At 37.5% G+C, this 16,392-nt stretch carries 17 protein-coding genes; 11 read left to right on the plus strand and 6 right to left on the minus strand.

What is annotated here, in order from left to right; genetic code table 11:
- The first annotated feature begins 153 nt into the window (after positions 1-153).
- From HCG49_RS06780 to guaB, 4 genes are all read left to right on the plus strand, one after another.
- Positions 154-1,326 carry a hypothetical protein gene (locus HCG49_RS06780; RefSeq protein ID WP_168468785.1) on the plus strand — a complete coding sequence of 391 codons (1,173 nt, stop codon included), beginning with the start codon at positions 154-156 and terminating at the stop codon, positions 1,324-1,326.
- Positions 1,327-1,377: 51 nt separating this feature from the next.
- Positions 1,378-1,914 (plus strand): FMN-binding protein, encoded by a 537-nt coding sequence (locus HCG49_RS06785; RefSeq protein WP_240938648.1) that lies wholly within the window; start codon positions 1,378-1,380, stop codon positions 1,912-1,914.
- Positions 1,914-2,414 carry a hypothetical protein gene (locus HCG49_RS06790; RefSeq protein WP_168468786.1) on the plus strand — a complete coding sequence of 167 codons (501 nt, stop codon included), beginning with the start codon at positions 1,914-1,916 and terminating at the stop codon, positions 2,412-2,414. The genes HCG49_RS06785 and HCG49_RS06790 overlap by 1 nt, the downstream gene beginning before the upstream one ends.
- Positions 2,415-2,479: 65 nt before the next feature.
- Positions 2,480-3,952, plus strand: a complete 1,473-nt coding sequence (guaB, locus tag HCG49_RS06795) for an IMP dehydrogenase (protein WP_168468787.1) — start codon at positions 2,480-2,482, stop codon at positions 3,950-3,952.
- Between the two features lie 171 nt (positions 3,953-4,123).
- On the opposite strand, the gene HCG49_RS06800 is transcribed toward guaB, so the two are convergent.
- Together HCG49_RS06800 and lysA are read right to left on the minus strand one after the other, a co-directional pair.
- A complete protein-coding gene (locus HCG49_RS06800; RefSeq protein ID WP_168468942.1) occupies positions 4,124-4,627 on the minus strand; it encodes a thioredoxin family protein in 504 nt (167 codons plus the stop codon).
- A gap of 93 nt (positions 4,628-4,720) precedes the next feature.
- Positions 4,721-5,962, minus strand: coding sequence for a diaminopimelate decarboxylase (gene lysA / locus HCG49_RS06805; RefSeq protein WP_168468788.1), 1,242 nt, complete (start codon positions 5,960-5,962; stop codon positions 4,721-4,723).
- Positions 5,963-6,121: 159 nt separating this feature from the next.
- On the opposite strand from lysA, the gene HCG49_RS06810 reads away from it, so the two are divergent.
- The 4 genes from HCG49_RS06810 (at position 6,122) to HCG49_RS06825 (ending at position 9,183) form a co-directional block, all read left to right on the plus strand.
- Positions 6,122-6,760 (plus strand): LON peptidase substrate-binding domain-containing protein, encoded by a 639-nt coding sequence (locus tag HCG49_RS06810; protein WP_168468789.1) that lies wholly within the window; start codon positions 6,122-6,124, stop codon positions 6,758-6,760.
- 77 nt (positions 6,761-6,837) lie between these two features.
- Positions 6,838-8,031, plus strand: coding sequence for an ADP-forming succinate--CoA ligase subunit beta (gene sucC / locus HCG49_RS06815; RefSeq protein WP_168468790.1), 1,194 nt, complete (start codon positions 6,838-6,840; stop codon positions 8,029-8,031).
- A gap of 349 nt (positions 8,032-8,380) precedes the next feature.
- Positions 8,381-8,716 carry a hypothetical protein gene (locus tag HCG49_RS06820; protein ID WP_168468791.1) on the plus strand — a complete coding sequence of 112 codons (336 nt, stop codon included), beginning with the start codon at positions 8,381-8,383 and terminating at the stop codon, positions 8,714-8,716.
- A gap of 125 nt (positions 8,717-8,841) precedes the next feature.
- Positions 8,842-9,183 (plus strand): hypothetical protein, encoded by a 342-nt coding sequence (locus HCG49_RS06825; protein ID WP_168468792.1) that lies wholly within the window; start codon positions 8,842-8,844, stop codon positions 9,181-9,183.
- Between the two features lie 38 nt (positions 9,184-9,221).
- On the opposite strand, the gene HCG49_RS06830 is transcribed toward HCG49_RS06825, so the two are convergent.
- Positions 9,222-9,590, minus strand: a complete 369-nt coding sequence (locus HCG49_RS06830; protein WP_168468793.1) for a DUF1456 family protein — start codon at positions 9,588-9,590, stop codon at positions 9,222-9,224.
- 112 nt (positions 9,591-9,702) lie between these two features.
- Between HCG49_RS06830 and HCG49_RS06835 the strand changes: the two genes are divergently transcribed.
- Positions 9,703-10,104: a TerB family tellurite resistance protein gene (locus HCG49_RS06835; protein WP_168468794.1), complete on the plus strand. Its 402-nt coding sequence runs from the start codon at positions 9,703-9,705 to the stop codon at positions 10,102-10,104.
- Between the two features lie 135 nt (positions 10,105-10,239).
- Positions 10,240-10,665, plus strand: coding sequence for an Hsp20/alpha crystallin family protein (locus tag HCG49_RS06840; protein WP_168468795.1), 426 nt, complete (start codon positions 10,240-10,242; stop codon positions 10,663-10,665).
- Between the two features lie 131 nt (positions 10,666-10,796).
- On the opposite strand, the gene uvrB is transcribed toward HCG49_RS06840, so the two are convergent.
- From uvrB to HCG49_RS06855, 3 genes are all read right to left on the minus strand, one after another.
- Positions 10,797-12,785 carry an excinuclease ABC subunit UvrB gene (gene uvrB, locus HCG49_RS06845; RefSeq protein ID WP_168468796.1) on the minus strand — a complete coding sequence of 663 codons (1,989 nt, stop codon included), beginning with the start codon at positions 12,783-12,785 and terminating at the stop codon, positions 10,797-10,799.
- A 254-nt stretch (positions 12,786-13,039) separates the two neighbouring features.
- A complete protein-coding gene (locus HCG49_RS06850; RefSeq protein WP_168468797.1) occupies positions 13,040-13,873 on the minus strand; it encodes an ABC transporter permease in 834 nt (277 codons plus the stop codon).
- Between the two features lie 21 nt (positions 13,874-13,894).
- A complete protein-coding gene (locus HCG49_RS06855) occupies positions 13,895-14,803 on the minus strand; it encodes an ABC transporter ATP-binding protein (RefSeq protein WP_168468798.1) in 909 nt (302 codons plus the stop codon).
- Between the two features lie 504 nt (positions 14,804-15,307).
- On the opposite strand from HCG49_RS06855, the gene HCG49_RS06860 reads away from it, so the two are divergent.
- Positions 15,308-16,390 (plus strand): hypothetical protein, encoded by a 1,083-nt coding sequence (locus HCG49_RS06860; protein ID WP_168468799.1) that lies wholly within the window; start codon positions 15,308-15,310, stop codon positions 16,388-16,390.
- Positions 16,391-16,392: the final 2 nt, after the last annotated feature.

The following is a 16,392-nucleotide window of genomic DNA, read 5'->3' on the forward strand; positions in this document are numbered from 1 at the left end:
GGCATGACTTTGTTTGGAATAAGCTGACTTTTAAAATTATTAACTTTTATTTATAATTAGTTTAAATAAACTTTGTGAGATTGGTTCCTGTTATTATATTTGCACTCGTTTTTAAAAATTATTTACAATAAGTCTAAATAAGGATAAACCAAAATGAAGAAGTTAATTTATTTATCAACATTATTATTATCTGCAAATATTTTTGCGCAAGGTATAACCGATACCACATCAACAAATCCTCAATTCCAAGTAAATTCTGCTCAGCGAATCTTATCGGGAGTACATGGATCTGCCGTAACCTTGGGTGCTTATGGAGAAATGTTATACAACCAGCCAGAAGGAGATAACGGAGAATTAGATGTGCAACGATTGGTGGTTTTATTGGGATATAAGTTTAACGATAAAACGCAGTTCTTTACCGAAATAGAATTGGAGCACGTAGAAGAAGTTTACGTAGAACAGGCATTTGTAAACTATAATGTTGCCAATAATGTAAACCTTAGAGGAGGTTTAATGTTAGTACCTATGGGGATCATTAACGAGTATCATGAGCCTACGACCTTTAACGGTGTAGAGCGTCCGGCTATGGACAATGTGATAGTGCCAACTACTTGGAGAGAATTAGGAGTAGGGGTAAGTGGTAGACTTAATAGCTTGTCTTTAGGGTACCAAGCCTATATTTTTAACGGCTTTAAATCTACCATATCTAATGGTGCCGATGGTGCTAGTGGTTTCTTGAAAGGATCGAATGGTTTAAGAAGCGGTAGACAAAAGGGGATTAAATCTACTGTAGATAGCCCTACTTTTTCTGCGAAAGTTGATTATTACGGAGTACCTGGATTGCGTTTAGGCTTGTCTTCCTACGTAGGGAAAACCCAAGCTGCTGACGACGTAGAAAACCTAGAAGGTGCCAATATTGGGATCACTATGGTAGGATTGGATGCTCGTTATGCTTATGAAAGATTTACTGCTAGAGGACAGTTTATTCATGCTTCTCTTTCCGATACAGATGATTACAATGCTTTGACAGGTAGAGACCTTGGTAGTGAATTACAAGGATGGTATGTAGAAGGTGCTTATAATTTGTTGCCAAGAAATAAGGAACAAAAACTATTTGCTTTTACACGTTACGAAAAATACAATACGCATGCTGCTACTGCTGGTGGTTTGCAGAAGAATAAAGACTATGACAGAACCGATGTGACAACTGGATTAAGTTATCATATTGCTCCAGGAGTAGTGTTAAAAGGTGATTATCAGTTCAGGACCAATGAGGGTAGTGGAGCGGCTAATCGTTTGAATTTCGGAATTGGGGTATGGTTTTAATCAACCCCAATTTTATTATTAAAAATAATTCTAAATTAGTATTTTTGTACGATGCTGAAGAAAATTAGAATTACTGGGTTTATAATGGCTACGGCCTTTATGGTTTTAGGTTTTGGATTGCCTAAACACCTTCAAAATAGAGTGAATAAGGAGGTAGAGAAAGTTTTCAATACCTCCGTATTTACTTTAAAATCTGTTTCCGTGCCTAACGGGATCAATGCCTCCTTGCCTACCAAGATAACCTCGGAGAATTTCTTTTCGGTGAAAACCGATACTGGAGTTCTAGGCTATGTATTTGTCGAAAATGCGCCGAGTAAAACGGCGACTTTCGACTTTTTGTTGGTTTTTGATAAGGATTTGACCATAGTGCATTCCAAGGTACTTATTTATCGGGAAGAGTATGGTGGTGAAATAGGAAGTAAAAGATGGTTGCGACAGTTTAATGGCAAGAATGGTAAAGACAGGGTGGACCACGAGACCAATATCGATGGTATTTCCGGAGCTACGATTTCCGTACGATCTATGACCAATGCTATTGATGATATATTGCAGACTGTAGGAATTCTTCAAGTAAAAAATATCCTTTAATGAATTATAACGGACTTTTGTTATCCTTTCCCCGAGAAATTAAGATGTTTATTGGGGTTTTTGTGCTTGTTTTGTCTATTGGCTTTTTTACCGGATTATTATTTGTTTCGGAAACCAGTGGTACTTCTGTGAATGGCATAGAAGAAAACTACTTGGGGAATGAAGATGATGACGAAGCCGAGGTTATGAAATTTAAAAAAGGAAATCGGGAAATGCTAACGATAGTACATACCCATATTCTGTCAATGTCCATGATATTTTTTCTGCTGGGCGGCCTTGTCTGGCTGACTAAATTACCAAAAAATCTTAAGCTCTTTCTTACCGTAGAACCATTGTTATCAGTGGTGTTAACCTTTGGAGGTATCTACTTGATGTGGATAGGTTTCTTATGGGCAAAGTACGTGGTTATTGTCTCTGGGTTTTTTATGACCGCGAGCTTTAGTGTAGGCGCCTTATTGGTTCTTTGGCAATTGTGCCAAAAACCAAATATTGATAATTAATGACTTAAGCTTATTATAGTTCTTCAAAAAGTAGTATATTTGCACGCAATTAATCTCTAATTGCTATGCAAGCTCACCTAAATAAAATTGTTGGCGAAGGACTAACGTACGATGACGTACTTTTAGTTCCAGCATTCTCAGAAGTACTTCCAAGAGAAGTAAACATACAAGCCAAGTTTACTCGTAATATTACTATCAACGTTCCTATAGTTTCGGCTGCCATGGATACCGTTACCGAATCCCGTATGGCGATTGCCATAGCAAGAGAAGGTGGTATAGGTGTTTTACATAAAAACATGACCATTGAGCAGCAAGCTTTAAAGGTGCGTAGGGTAAAACGTGCAGAAAGTGGTATGATCTTGGATCCGATAACCTTACCGCAAGATGCGAAGGTTCGCGATGCCAAATCAAATATGAAAGAACATAGCATAGGAGGTATTCCTATCGTTGATGCCGAGGGTAAATTGGTTGGTATAGTTACCAACAGGGATTTGCGCTTCGAAAAGAACAACGATCGCTCTATTGTCGATGTTATGACTACAAAAAATCTTGTGACTGTTAGTGAGGGGACTTCCTTGGAACAGGCAGAAGATATTCTACAGTTTAATAAAATTGAAAAGCTTCCTGTTGTAGATAAGGACTATAAACTAGTTGGACTTATCACTTTTCGCGACATTACTAAGTTAACTCAAAAGCCTATTGCCAATAAGGATCAATATGGAAGGTTGCGTGTAGCTGCCGCTTTAGGGGTTACTGCTGATGCCGTAGATCGTGCAGAAGCTTTAGTAAATGCCGGTGTAGATGCTGTGGTGATCGATACAGCCCACGGGCATACCAGAGGAGTGGTAACGGTATTGAAAAGCGTAAAAGCTAAGTTTCCTGATTTAGATGTGATCGTTGGAAATATTGCTACTGGAGAAGCTGCCAAATATTTGGTAGAAGCTGGTGCCGACGCGGTAAAAGTTGGTATTGGCCCCGGGTCTATATGTACGACTCGTGTGGTTGCCGGTGTTGGTTTTCCTCAGTTTTCAGCTGTATTGGAAGTTGCTGCTGCTATAAAAGGTAGTGGAGTGCCAGTAATTGCCGATGGTGGAATCCGATATACTGGAGATATTCCTAAGGCGCTTGCCGCAGGAGCAGATACAGTGATGCTTGGGTCATTATTGGCAGGAACCAAGGAATCGCCAGGAGAAACCATTATCTATGAAGGACGTAAATTTAAATCTTATCGTGGAATGGGCTCGGTAGAGGCTATGAAACAAGGTAGTAAAGATCGTTACTTCCAAGATGTGGAAGATGATATTAAAAAGTTGGTGCCAGAAGGTATCGTCGGTCGTGTACCTTATAAAGGAGATATGTACGAGAGTATTCATCAATTTATTGGTGGTTTACGTGCCGGAATGGGGTATTGTGGTGCCAAGGATATCGCTACCTTACAGGAAACAGGGAAATTTGTAAAAATCACATCAAGTGGAATCAACGAAAGTCACCCACATGATGTAACCATTACCAAAGAATCTCCTAACTATAGTAGATAATAAAGGGCTCATTTTAATGATATTAATTGTTGAAATGATACCGTAGCTATAATTACATAGGGAAAGGGTGGTGAAAACCATCCTTTTTCTATTGATGAAATAAAGACATAAAAAAACTCCAAACTACATTTTAATAGTTTGGAGTTTTTTTATGTCTTAAAGAAAGTAGTGCTACTTTCTTTCGTTATCGTAGGTTTGCCAATCTTTTTCTTTGTGGATGTTATCCCCAAAATATTTGGCTATTTTTAAAAACGGTTCTGGTTTTTGATATCCAGGAACCGGCGATAACATATTCATTTTCTCATCTAAGAAGATCGTCGTTGGGTAGCTCATCCTTCCTTGCATCAATGCTGCTGCAAATTCGTGGTATCCATTTCTTCCCGATGCTATAAATTTAAAGGTCTTGCCTTTAAATTCTATAGGGTCTTTGCCTTCACCGTCGAGCTTAACCATATAATAGTTTTTGGACATGTATGCGGCTACTTCCGGGTTTTGAAAAGTATCCTTGTCCATTTTTTTGCACCATCCACACCAATCGGTATAGACATCTACAAAAATTTTCTTCGGATTTTTTTCAGTTTCCGCCAATTTCACAGCTTCTTCCCAACTGAGCCATTTTACTTCTTGGGCATTGGTAGTACCTATGGATAGGATTGCCATACCCAAGAAAAACATAGCTTTTGTAACAGACCTAATGGCGATTTTCATAAACTTTAGTTTTGACTTATGTTGATTAACGACCTCAAAACTAACGAAAATTTAGCGGCTTTATTTTGCTGTTACGTTTTCTTTAACAGGAAGGAATAAATCTTTTGTGTCTACTTGGTTCTTAATCAGGTCTTCAAAAGTCTCTCTCTCCCGTATTAAAATAGCTTTTCCTTCGTGCCATAGTACTTCGGCAGGTCTAAATCTGGAGTTGTAGTTGCTAGCCATGGTAAAGCAGTAAGCTCCCGCATTTTTAAAGCACAGGATATCGCCCTCCGAAATTTCAGAAATTCTTCTGTTGCTGGCAAAGGTGTCTGTCTCGCAGATATAACCTACTACTGAATAGTAACGCTCACGCCCTTTAGGGTTGGAGATGTTTTCTATAGTATGGGAGGCCCCGTATAGCATTGGTCTGATTAAATGATTAAATCCAGAGTCGATACTGGCAAATACCGTAGAAGTAGTTTGTTTTACGACATTTACCTTGGCCAAGAAAAATCCGGCTTCACTAACTAGGAACTTCCCAGGTTCAAAGGCTAGGGTCAATTCTCTTCCGTACTCTTTGCAGAAGTCATTGAAACGAGTACTTAGTTTTTTTCCTAATTCCTCGATATTGGTTTCTATGTCCCCCTCTTTGTAAGGAACTTTAAATCCACTTCCGAAATCAATAAAATCTAAGCTTTCGAAATTCTTAGCGGTTTCAAAAAGAATTTCCGATGCGTAAAGAAAAACATCAATATCTAGAATATCACTCCCTGTATGCATGTGAATTCCGTTGATATTCATATTTGTAAGCTTAACGATGCGCAACAAATGTGGGATTTGATGTATGCTTATACCGAATTTTGAATCGATGTGGCCTACCGAAATATTAGAATTCCCGCCAGCCATTACGTGGGGGTTAATACGGATACATACCGGGATGTTTGGATGTTTGCTTCCGAATTGCTCTAAAATAGATAGGTTATCAATGTTGATGCGAACCCCTAATTTGGCAGCTTCTTCAATCTCTTCCAAAGAAACACCGTTGGGTGTAAAAATGATAGAACTAGGTTTGAATCCTGCCATAAGGCCTAACTGTACCTCTTGGATAGAAACAGTATCTAGACCACTGCCCAAACTGTTCATTAATTTTAAAATAGTGATATTGGATAGGGCCTTGGTAGCGTAATTTAATTGTAATTTCTTTACGCCCTTAAAGGCTTTGGTCAATCGCTGAAATTGAGATATTATTTTCTCAGAATCATATACATAAACCGGATCACCATATGTTTTCGCTATTTTTAATAAGTCAGTTTGTTGCATCTTACTTTAAATTTTAAGCAAAGCTAGTTTACTTCAATAAGTTGAGCAAAATTTTATGATAAAAATAAACTTATGTAACAAAATGTTTTTTTTGTAACAAATTATAGCAAGAAAAATCCCTTCCATTTTTGAAGTTGTTGTAACTTTAAGAAAAAAGCAATGTTATTACCTATGTTCCCGCTTCAATCCGTGTTCTTTCCCAAGGAGGTGGTTGCTTTGCATATTTTTGAAGAACGTTATAAGCAATTAATCAACGATGTGCGTAAAAATGCCATGCTCTTTGGTGTTCCTGTGTTCATAGATGGGCGGATTTCCTATGGAACAGCATTTAATCTAAAGGAAATTGTAAAAACATATAAAGGGGGGGAGATGGATATCATTTGTCATGCTACTGAAGTATTCAAAATTTTGAGTTTTCAAAACCAGTTGGGCGAGAAATTATATGGTGGCGGAACGGTTGAGTTTTTAAATAATATTGATGACAGTGTTTTGTCGTTAAAAGAAGAGGTGTATCGTCTTATTAAAGAGTTGTATAGGTTAATGGGGGTGTCTCTTAGCGCAAAGTTAATGGCAGACTTCAATAGTTATTCATTTATTCATAAGATAGGCTTGTCGTTGGATCAGGAATACATGCTATTACAAATGGTATTCGAAACTGAACGCTTATTGTATATAAAAGACCATCTATATTCTACGATTCAGGTCCTTAAGGAGGTCAATAGGGCCAAGAAAATCATAAAAATGAATGGTCATTTCCGGTATTTTGACCCTATAGATTTTAATAATTTCAATATATAATGTACACTGCGGTTTTTTATTAGGGTAAATCCCTTGGGTTTCCTATTTTTGCTTCTGAACAAAAAGAAACCTTACTTATGAATCTTCATGAATATCAAGGAAAAGAAATTTTAGCGAGCTTTGGGGTGCGTATCCAACGCGGAATTGTAGCGCACAATACCAAGGAAGCTGTAGAGGCTGCCAAACAGTTAACCGAGGAAACTGGTACTGGATGGCACGTAATAAAGGCTCAGGTGCACGCTGGTGGACGTGGAAAAGGTGGCGGTGTTAAACTTGCCAAGAATCTAAGGGAAGTAGAAGAAATTGCAGGAAGTATTATCGGGATGAACTTAATTACTCCTCAAACTTCTGCAGAAGGAAAGAAGGTACATCAAGTATTGGTGGCCGAAGATGTTTACTATCCTGGTGACAGTGAAACTAGTGAATTCTATATCTCTGTTCTTTTAAACAGGGCTACCGGAAGAAATATGGTGATGTATTCTACCGAGGGTGGAATGGATATTGAAGATGTTGCAGAAAACACGCCTCACTTAATATTTACCGAAGAAATTAATCCAGCTACAGGTTTATTGCCTTTTCAGGCTAGAAAAATTGCTTTTAACCTTGGACTTTCTGGGGTAGCATTTAAGGAAATGACCAAGTTTGTGTCAAATCTTTACAAGGCATATGTTGAAAGTGATGCCAATATGTTCGAAATTAACCCTGTTCTTAAGACATCAGATGATAAGATCATGGCTGTTGATGCCAAGGTTTCGATTGATGATAATGCTTTGTACAGAAGAAAGCAATATGCTGAAATGCGCGATTTACGTGAAGAAAACCCCATTGAAGTAGAAGCTAGAGCGGTTGGTTTAAATTATGTAGATTTAGATGGTAATGTTGGATGTATGGTAAACGGCGCCGGATTGGCAATGGCAACCATGGATTTAATTAAAATGGCCGGAGGTGAACCTGCGAATTTCTTGGATGTCGGTGGTACAGCCGATGCTAAGAGGGTAGAGGAAGCCTTTAGGATTATTTTAAAAGACGATAACGTGAAGTGTATCCTGATCAATATCTTTGGAGGTATTGTTAGATGTGATAGAGTTGCGCAAGGAGTAGTAGATGCCTATAAGAATATGGGCGATGCTATAAAAGTGCCAATTATTGTTCGTTTGCAAGGTACCAATGCAGAACTGGCGAAAGATATTATTGATAATTCTGGTTTAGCAGTACATTCTGCGGTTCAGTTTCAAGAAGCTGCCGATAAAGTAAAAGAGGTGTTGGCGTAGTTCGCTTGCCCACCACATATTAGTTTTAATAAAAATGGCAATGTTTTCATAACATTGCCATTTTTTGTTTCATTCAAACAAAAGGGTGGTTTTCTTTTTGGATGCGTAAAGCAATGGTATTTACGTTTCATTATTTATATTTTTTTTGTCTTTTTGTTGATATATCTTGAGATTACTTTTAAAAAGTATATTTCTTGTTGGTGTTTCCTAATTGTTACTGGTTTTAAGTGTGCGTTAAGTCTGTTTATCAGCTTATTAAGTAAGGTTTTTTGATATTACATTTGTCCTGTCTCCTAAGAAAAGTATAGAGGAGGAAGCTAAATGTAAAGTCAATTTAAATCGATAAACCATGAAAAAAATCAGTATTTTTTTACTTCTCACCCTGTTTTTTGCAATAAGCAACGTACAAGCCAACGACCTAGTAAAACCTCACCCTAAAAAGGAGCTGAACGATAGGATCAGTGAATTATTACAGGATCATCAATTAACGATTCAGGGCGAGAGTGTATCGGCCAAGGTGCTTTTTACCTTTAACAAAGAGCAAGAGGTGGTAGTATTGTCCGTAGAAACAAATTACGAGCCGATGGAGGCGTTTTTAAAAGACCGTTTAAATTACAGAAAAGTTGATGCCCCCAAAGATATGGGGAGTCAGTTTTATACTGTAAATGTGAAATTAGTCCCTTAATAATTGATTTTTAGTACAAAATATTATTTAATATATCAAAAGTTGTAACATTTTTTGTGAACAACCGTCTTTTAAATATATCAATCTATTTATTAATCAATTCATCAATCAAAAAACAAAACATCATGAGAAAATTTAGTTTAGTAGTAGTGGCAGCAGTAATGTTATTATCCTTTGGAAATTCATTTGCTACCGAAAGAGAGAACAGGAATCCTGCTAAAAGTTTGTCGGAGCAAATTGGTCAGCTTTTGGAGGGGAACGATATTAGGGTCAATCAGGGCGAAGATCTTTTCGCTACAGTGTATTTTACTATCAATAGTGAAATGGAGCTGGTGGTACTTTCTGTAGCTACCGAAGAGGAAGGGCTCGATGCTTTTGTGAAAAACCGCTTAAATTACAATAAGGTATCGGCAGAGGGATATGAAGAGGGAAAGACCTATAAGGTTCCTGTGCGCTTAAAAAGCTAAGGAGAGAATCCTTTAAAGCAAAAATCCTGAGGGTAAGCTCAGGATTTTTTTTTGTTTTTGTATTTCACCGGACTAATATCTTTGTCCATGTTGCTTTTTTGTTTGCTTTTAAAAGATGGTCGGCGAGCTGGTTTTTCAGCTATATCTTTTTTGGGTTTTGGTAAAGTGAGGTTTACATCCTTCGGTTTTTCTTTGGTTCCTCGATAATGAATAACCAGTCCATTTAAGAAATTACGTAAGATCTGATCTCCACATTCCATATAGTTAGGGTGGTCGTCTTTTCTGAAAAAAGCGCCAATTTCACTCTTGGTAATATTAAAATCAACCAATTTTAAAATATCTACAATTTCATCGTCTCTTAGTTTTAAGGCTACCCTTAACTTTTTTAGAACATCATTATTGGTCATACTGAAATTTTTTTGCAAGGTATTACAAAATTAGCTTTGGTAAGGCTTCTTTCGTGTTGTTTTAGGAATAAAGAAAGCTTTTTAATGTAACTTAGTGTTAAACTGCTAATTTATGAGTACGTACAAAGAGAAGTTGAGCATTCTTTCTGAAATGATTTCTTTCGCTAGGGTAAATAATGAAATTAAAAAGTCGGAGTACGATTTTTTACTGGGTGTAGCCAATCAATTAGAGATCGATCAAAAAACCTTTGATTCCCTATTTCATAGAAAAGTAGAAAAAATGACTCTTAAGTTAGAGAGTGATCGGATTCTACAATTCCACCGGATTGTCTTGTTGATGAACGTAGATAGAGAACAAAGTGAGCAGGAAATAGAACGTCTTCACAATATTGGTCTGCGATTGGGCTTGCCGCCGGCCGCTATTGATCAGGTATTAAAAGTTATGTATAATTATCCCGATATGGTGGTGCCGCCAAAAGTCTTGATCAATATTTTTAAAGCCTATTATAATTAGGTTTTTTTTCAATTAGTGTCAAAATGACATTATGTTAAGGTAAAAACAGGACAAAATGGCGCTTAAATTGTGCTGGTATAACATTTGACTATATGTTGGAAAGAAACAAAAAGTTTAATTAAAAATATATAGATCATGAGTTTAGTAAAAAGAAACAATGTGTTGTTCCCTGCCTTTGTAAATGAAATTTTAAAACCAGATTGGCTTGGAGGTATGGAGACAGTGAACCAGCATCTTCCTGCTGTAAATGTTAAAGAAGCGGAGGGTGAGTTTGGCTTAGAATTGTTGGTGCCAGGGAGAAAGAAAGAAGATTTTAAAATAGAAATCGACAATGAACTGTTGACCGTATCCTCGGAAATTGCCCAAGAGAGCAACGAAAACGAGGAGAAGTATACAAGACGAGAATTTTCTTTTTCCTCCTTTAAGCGGGTGTTTACGTTACCTGAATCCGTAGATGCTGCGAAAATTAAGGTGACCTACGAAGATGGAATATTAAAGTTTGTATTACCTAAAAAGGAAGAGGCAAAACCAAAGCCTAAAAGATTGATAGAAATAGCTTAATGAAGGTATATTAGGTAGTTTGATTATTATTAGTTTAGTTAGTTAAAAAAAAGCGCCTTATGTTTTAAGGCGCTTTTTTAGTGTGTTTTAATTATATAGGAGTAAGCTGGTATTGTTTATTAGCGGCCAAGCTATTCCTGTTCTTGGAGTGCTTTTATTTCATCCCTTATTTTAGCCGCTTGCATAAAATCCAGTTCCTTAGCCGCTTTCTCCATCGCCTTTCTTTTGGTTCTGATCATTTTCTCTTTTTCATCCGCACTTAGGTACTTCATATCGGGTTCGGCGGCTTTTATACTTTCTTTCTCAAAATGGTAGGTAGAAACCGAATTCTTGGCCAGTATGCTGTCCAAACTTTTGTTTAAAGCAGTTGGGGTAATGTTGTTGACGGTGTTGTAATGGATCTGCTTTTCGCGTCTATAGGTGGTTTCATCAATGGTTTTCTTCATGCTGTTGGTAATCTTGTCAGCATACATGATAGCTTTTCCATTTAGGTGTCTTGCAGCACGACCCACGGTTTGCGTTAAGGACCTGGCGCTTCTTAAAAAACCTTCCTTGTCCGCATCTAAAATAGCTACCAAGGATACTTCGGGTAAATCCAAGCCTTCTCGTAGTAGGTTGACACCAATGAGAACATCAAAGATTCCTTTTCGCAGGTCCTGCATTATTTCAACACGCTCCAAAGTATCTACATCACTGTGTATATAGCGACATCGTATATTGATTCTCGTTAAATATTTTGCGAGTTCTTCTGCCATACGCTTGGTTAAGGTTGTCACCAAGCAACGTTCATCTTTTTCTACCCGTTGTTGTATTTCCTCAATTAAATCATCGATCTGGTTTAGGCTTGGGCGTACTTCAATAACAGGATCTAAAAGTCCGGTTGGCCTAATAAGCTGTTCCACGTATACTCCTTGGCTTAATTCCAGTTCGTAGTCCGCTGGGGTTGCACTCACATAAATAACCTGATTTTGCAGGGCTTCAAATTCCTCAAATTTCAGGGGTCGGTTATCCATGGCTGCTGGGAGCCTGAAGCCATAGTCTACAAGGTTTTCTTTCCTAGAACGATCGCCTCCGTACATGGCATGAACCTGGGGAATGGTAACGTGACTTTCATCGACCACCATTAAATAGTCATCAGGGAAGTAATCCAACAAACAGAAAGGTCTCGTACCCGGTTCCCTGCCGTCTAGGTAGCGAGAGTAATTCTCGATCCCGGAACAATAGCCGAGTTCCCGTATCATTTCTAAATCAAAATTGGTGCGTTCTTCCAAACGTTTTGCTTCCAAAGGTTTGCCGATCTGTTTAAAAAAAGCCACCTGCTTTACCATATCCTCCTGAATCTGATGAATAGCATTTTGCAAAATGTCGGGAGAGGTTACGAACATATTGGCAGGATAAATGTTGACCTGTTCGTATTTTTCCAAGGTTTTATTTTTGTAGGGGTCAAAAGCTTCTATTTCCTCAATTTCATCCCCGAAAAAGTGAACTCTAAAAGCATGGTCGGCATAGCTGGGAAAAACATCGACCACGTCGCCTTTTACCCTGAAATTTCCATTCTTAAAATCTGCCGTGGTCCTAGAGTATAGACTTTGTACTAATTGATGTAAAAATTTAGTCCTAGGAATAACTTGGTCCTTGTGGATATGGACAACGTTTTTCTGAAATTCCACCGGGTTTCCTATACCGTACAGACAAGAAACCGAAGCCACGACCAATATATCCCTTCTTCCCGAAAGTAGGGAGGAAGTGGCGCTTAATCTTAGCTTTTCTAAATCTTCATTGATGGATAGATCTTTTTCTATATAGGTGCCGCTGGCGGGGATATAAGCTTCTGGTTGGTAATAGTCGTAATAAGACACAAAGTATTCCACCGCATTCTCCGGGAAAAACTGTTTAAATTCTGAATATAACTGGGCCGCTAAGGTTTTGTTATGTGCTAAAACCAAGGTAGGGCGCTGAACGCTTTCTACTACATTGGCCACGGTAAAAGTTTTACCCGATCCCGTGACCCCTAAAAGCGTTTGGTAACGTTCATTGCTTTCTAAGCCTTCTTTCAATTGTTTAATGGCAGAAGGTTGATCCCCAGTGGGTTTGAATTCTGAAACGACTTTAAATTTCATCCACCAAAAGTACTAAATCATAGGGTATAAGTCCATCGGTTTTGGGACAAATTCTTCGATTTAACATGCATTTATCAGATAAGTCAATACTGTCTTTGAGTTTGCTGTACTTAAGGAAAACCAAGATATCTAAAGCTGTTTTTGTGTATTCTTAGATAAATAATAAGGCTGTATTACCTATGAGAAGCCAAAGTCTAAATGGCTCCTAGCAGTTAAGGTCATAACATTTATCACAAATATAAAGGGTGTAGAAATTATAAATCCCGCCTTTTTAAAAGCGCATAGGATAAATAGATAAAAATGCCTGTCCAGCTCCCTACGATCAACAATTCGTAAAAATGAACGGCGTAGTCCTTATTCATTACTTCTCCTACCTGGGCTACCATACTTTGTACCGCCTTAAACCTGGATATAGGTTCTTTAATAAGGTTGCTCATAGATTCTAGTGGTAAAAATCTCATGACGTTTTCCGAAGCTCCTTTTCCGACCAACCACCAGACCAAAAATCGAATGGCAATATTTTCCATGGCAAACCATAGGATCAAAAAACCTAGGGCAAAGGCAGAGCGTTTTACCAGAATTCCTAAGAACAGACAAAACGAAAAGAAGCCCATTAGTTTTACGAAATAAGCCAGTAAGTATTTTAGATCTGAAAAAATAATGCTTATTTCTGTAAAATCCGAATAGCATAAACCTAATACAAGCGAGAGTAGAAAAACAAAGAGGGTTGAAACCAGGGAAAAAGAAAATACGGTTAAAAACTTAGAGGCAATAAATTCCTTTTTGCTTAGCCCGTCGATCAGGTTTTGTTTTAAAGTTTTATGACTGTATTCATTGGCCATCATAGAGACAATAATAATGGCAAAAAAGAGTTTAAGGCCACTGGCTATCCAAGTATTTAGGTGCCATATATAAGGGAAATTAAAAACTCCCTGATCGGCAACATGAAATTCGATGGGGCCGATATCAAACTTAATGGCGGCAATGAGGGCCATACAAAGAATGAGGGCAAAGTAGGATATAATAAGCAGCTTGCTGGCTGTATTGTTCCATAATTTTATAAATTCTATCTGTAATAATCGAAACATAAAGCAAGCTGTTTTTAAATCTTATTGTTGGTTGGTGGTGTTGTTGGTCAGTGTCAGGAACTGTTCTTCTAAACTTTCTTTGCGTTTTACCAAATGAGAAAGCACTATCCCTTTTTGAAATAAATATTGGTTAAGAGACAAAGCATCGAGTTCTTCCTTTAAAAAAGCAGTAATAAGGCCGTTTTCCTGGTTTATTTTTCCAAAACTGGCGTGGTTGTTTAAAAGAATGGCGAGCGCATTGAGGTCAGTGGTCTTTAGTTCAAAGAAACCATGGGTGGCCAACATATCTTCTACCTTTCCTGCATACAGTTTTTTTCCTTTTCTAAGGATGATGACATGACTGCAAACTTTTTCAACTTCGTCCAATAGATGTGAGGCCAACAGAATAGTGGTGCCCATAGATGCTACCTTTTTGATGATTTCCCGTATTTGATGGATTCCTTGGGGATCTAAGCCATTGGTAGGTTCGTCCAAAATTAATATTTCAGGGTCGTTCAACAGGGCAGAGGCAATGGCCAACCGTTGTTTCATTCCTAAGGAAAAGGTGCTGAACTTACTATTTCTTCGTTCTTGGAGTCCAACTAAGGCCAACTTTTCTTCTATTTTATCCTCCCCTACATCTTTTATTTTGCACACCAATTTTAGGTTTTGCAAAGCGGTCATATAAGGGTAAAAATTTGGGCGTTCAATAATGGCCCCTACTTTTTTTAAAGCGGTATGAGTTGAGGTTGTTCCGCCAAACCAGGAGAATTCACCGCTTGTTTGGTTAACTACATTCAAGATTATACCCAAAGTGGTAGATTTTCCGCTCCCGTTAGGACCTAAAATGCCATAAACATTTCCCTTTTCAATGGTAAAGGAGAGGTCTTTTACGGCGGTGAGAAAGCCAAATTTTTTGGTGAGGTTGCTGACAGTTAATATCGATTCCAAAATGGGTTTATTTTTTCAGTTCTTCGTGCCTACTTGACGCGAAACTTCTTGTTTTGTTACAATATAGGGTAATAATATTCTTTTTTCTTCTATGGGGTCTCCCTAAAAATAATTATCCGGATGAGGTTTGCATTTTAAAGTTTTTTCAATTGAGTATAAGTAGGTTGGTTGTTGGTTAGGTGCTGTTTTCAGACTCTAAAAAACAAAGGAAAGCAGAATAGCACCACTAGTAGAACACCTGTAGTATTTCGGATTAGCAATAAAATAGAAATTCCTAGCTCACACAGTTTCTAAGTACTGCAATAGGGGCCTTTAATTGGTTTTTAAGAAGTGCTGATTTTATACAAATACGATGAAACAATAGACAGCGACAGGGGTATTCACGGGAATTTTTTGGGCTTTGGGTATGCAGAATTGCTTTTTACCCCTGAAGAATAAAAAAACAAGTCTTAAAATCGATTTTCTTGGTTGCAAAGTTTTAAATTGTATCCAAATACCAAAAATATGTCTGAAGAAAGATTAATGTCCAAGAAAAAGCCGGCATATCCTATTAGTAAAAAATTGGATGCTTATTTAGAGCATTACAGCCGAAAAATAGAAATCCCTATTTTTTATGAAGATCTCTTGCGATTTTCGGGTTCCATCGTAGTATATGATTCCAATGATGAAGATACCCTTTGGGTACGTGTTTATTACAATGAATATGAGCGAGTTGAAATAGATTTAAGTCTAAAAAGAGTATATTCTATTCTTCATTCGGATGGTGGAGAAAGTATTTTTCCCTTTCTGAATGTAGATGCCGTTGACTATTGCACCTTTGGGAATTCTAAACCTTTTCGGATTAAGGTCAGGAATATTCTAAATGATAACTTCACTTACTTTTATGTGAAGAGAACAGATGCTTCTAGGGTTTACGGGTTAGAATTGGAGCATATGCTGTCGCCTTATAACCTTAACTTTTTAGTCTATAAGGATACGCTCATAGAAGAACATATTGCGGGGATTCCCGGGGATGTTTTTATAAAGGATTTTTTGCCCAAATGTTCCGAATCCGAAAAATCACAATTGGCAAAAGAATTTGTGAAATTCAATGAACGTTGTATGATACGATTGTTGGGAGATATGAGGTCTTATAATTATGTTATTGTACCTACTCACGATTTCGATCATGTAGTATATAAAATTAGGGCCATAGATTTTGATCAACAATGTTTCGAAGGCAAACTAAAAGTATATAGGCCTCAATTTTTTAAGGAAAACTACCGAATGGTAATGTTGGTGAAAGAAAAGTTACAACGCGATTCTGTAGATCAATACAAGATAGAAGAACGTTCTATTGTGGCTAAAAGAATTTTGAGTTCTGGTAATAGGATTAAGAGGTTGATTTCTATCAGTAAAACGGATTATATATCGACAGATGAAAATATAGCTACTTTGGCGCATCACATCCATGACCTGACAGGAGATATAGATTTTAAAAAGTGTAAATCGATGGGCGATGTCCTAGCTTTGGCGCTCGATTTTGTAAAAAGAAATTATCAGGATGTAAGTATGAAGCAAATTATAGAAAACAAGATTAAAATTTAAAT

Source organism: Arenibacter sp. 6A1 (assembly GCF_012272855.1).
In the GTDB taxonomy this organism is placed as follows: Bacteria; Bacteroidota; Bacteroidia; order Flavobacteriales; family Flavobacteriaceae; genus Arenibacter.

What these genes read in the sequence shown, in the direction of transcription:
- HCG49_RS06780 (WP_168468785.1), top strand. Translation starts at nt 154, where the DNA reads ATGAAGAAGTTAATTTATTTATCAACATTATTATTATCTGCAAATATT.
- HCG49_RS06785 (WP_240938648.1), top strand. Translation starts at nt 1,378, where the DNA reads ATGCTGAAGAAAATTAGAATTACTGGGTTTATAATGGCTACGGCCTTT.
- HCG49_RS06790 (WP_168468786.1), top strand. Translation starts at nt 1,914, where the DNA reads ATGAATTATAACGGACTTTTGTTATCCTTTCCCCGAGAAATTAAGATG.
- guaB (WP_168468787.1), top strand. Translation starts at nt 2,480, where the DNA reads ATGCAAGCTCACCTAAATAAAATTGTTGGCGAAGGACTAACGTACGAT.
- HCG49_RS06800 (WP_168468942.1), bottom strand. Translation starts at nt 4,627, where the DNA reads ATGTTTTTCTTGGGTATGGCAATCCTATCCATAGGTACTACCAATGCC.
- lysA (WP_168468788.1), bottom strand. Translation starts at nt 5,962, where the DNA reads ATGCAACAAACTGACTTATTAAAAATAGCGAAAACATATGGTGATCCG.
- HCG49_RS06810 (WP_168468789.1), top strand. Translation starts at nt 6,122, where the DNA reads ATGTTATTACCTATGTTCCCGCTTCAATCCGTGTTCTTTCCCAAGGAG.
- sucC (WP_168468790.1), top strand. Translation starts at nt 6,838, where the DNA reads ATGAATCTTCATGAATATCAAGGAAAAGAAATTTTAGCGAGCTTTGGG.
- HCG49_RS06820 (WP_168468791.1), top strand. Translation starts at nt 8,381, where the DNA reads ATGAAAAAAATCAGTATTTTTTTACTTCTCACCCTGTTTTTTGCAATA.
- HCG49_RS06825 (WP_168468792.1), top strand. Translation starts at nt 8,842, where the DNA reads ATGAGAAAATTTAGTTTAGTAGTAGTGGCAGCAGTAATGTTATTATCC.
- HCG49_RS06830 (WP_168468793.1), bottom strand. Translation starts at nt 9,590, where the DNA reads ATGACCAATAATGATGTTCTAAAAAAGTTAAGGGTAGCCTTAAAACTA.
- HCG49_RS06835 (WP_168468794.1), top strand. Translation starts at nt 9,703, where the DNA reads ATGAGTACGTACAAAGAGAAGTTGAGCATTCTTTCTGAAATGATTTCT.
- HCG49_RS06840 (WP_168468795.1), top strand. Translation starts at nt 10,240, where the DNA reads ATGAGTTTAGTAAAAAGAAACAATGTGTTGTTCCCTGCCTTTGTAAAT.
- uvrB (WP_168468796.1), bottom strand. Translation starts at nt 12,785, where the DNA reads ATGAAATTTAAAGTCGTTTCAGAATTCAAACCCACTGGGGATCAACCT.
- HCG49_RS06850 (WP_168468797.1), bottom strand. Translation starts at nt 13,873, where the DNA reads ATGTTTCGATTATTACAGATAGAATTTATAAAATTATGGAACAATACA.
- HCG49_RS06860 (WP_168468799.1), top strand. Translation starts at nt 15,308, where the DNA reads ATGTCTGAAGAAAGATTAATGTCCAAGAAAAAGCCGGCATATCCTATT.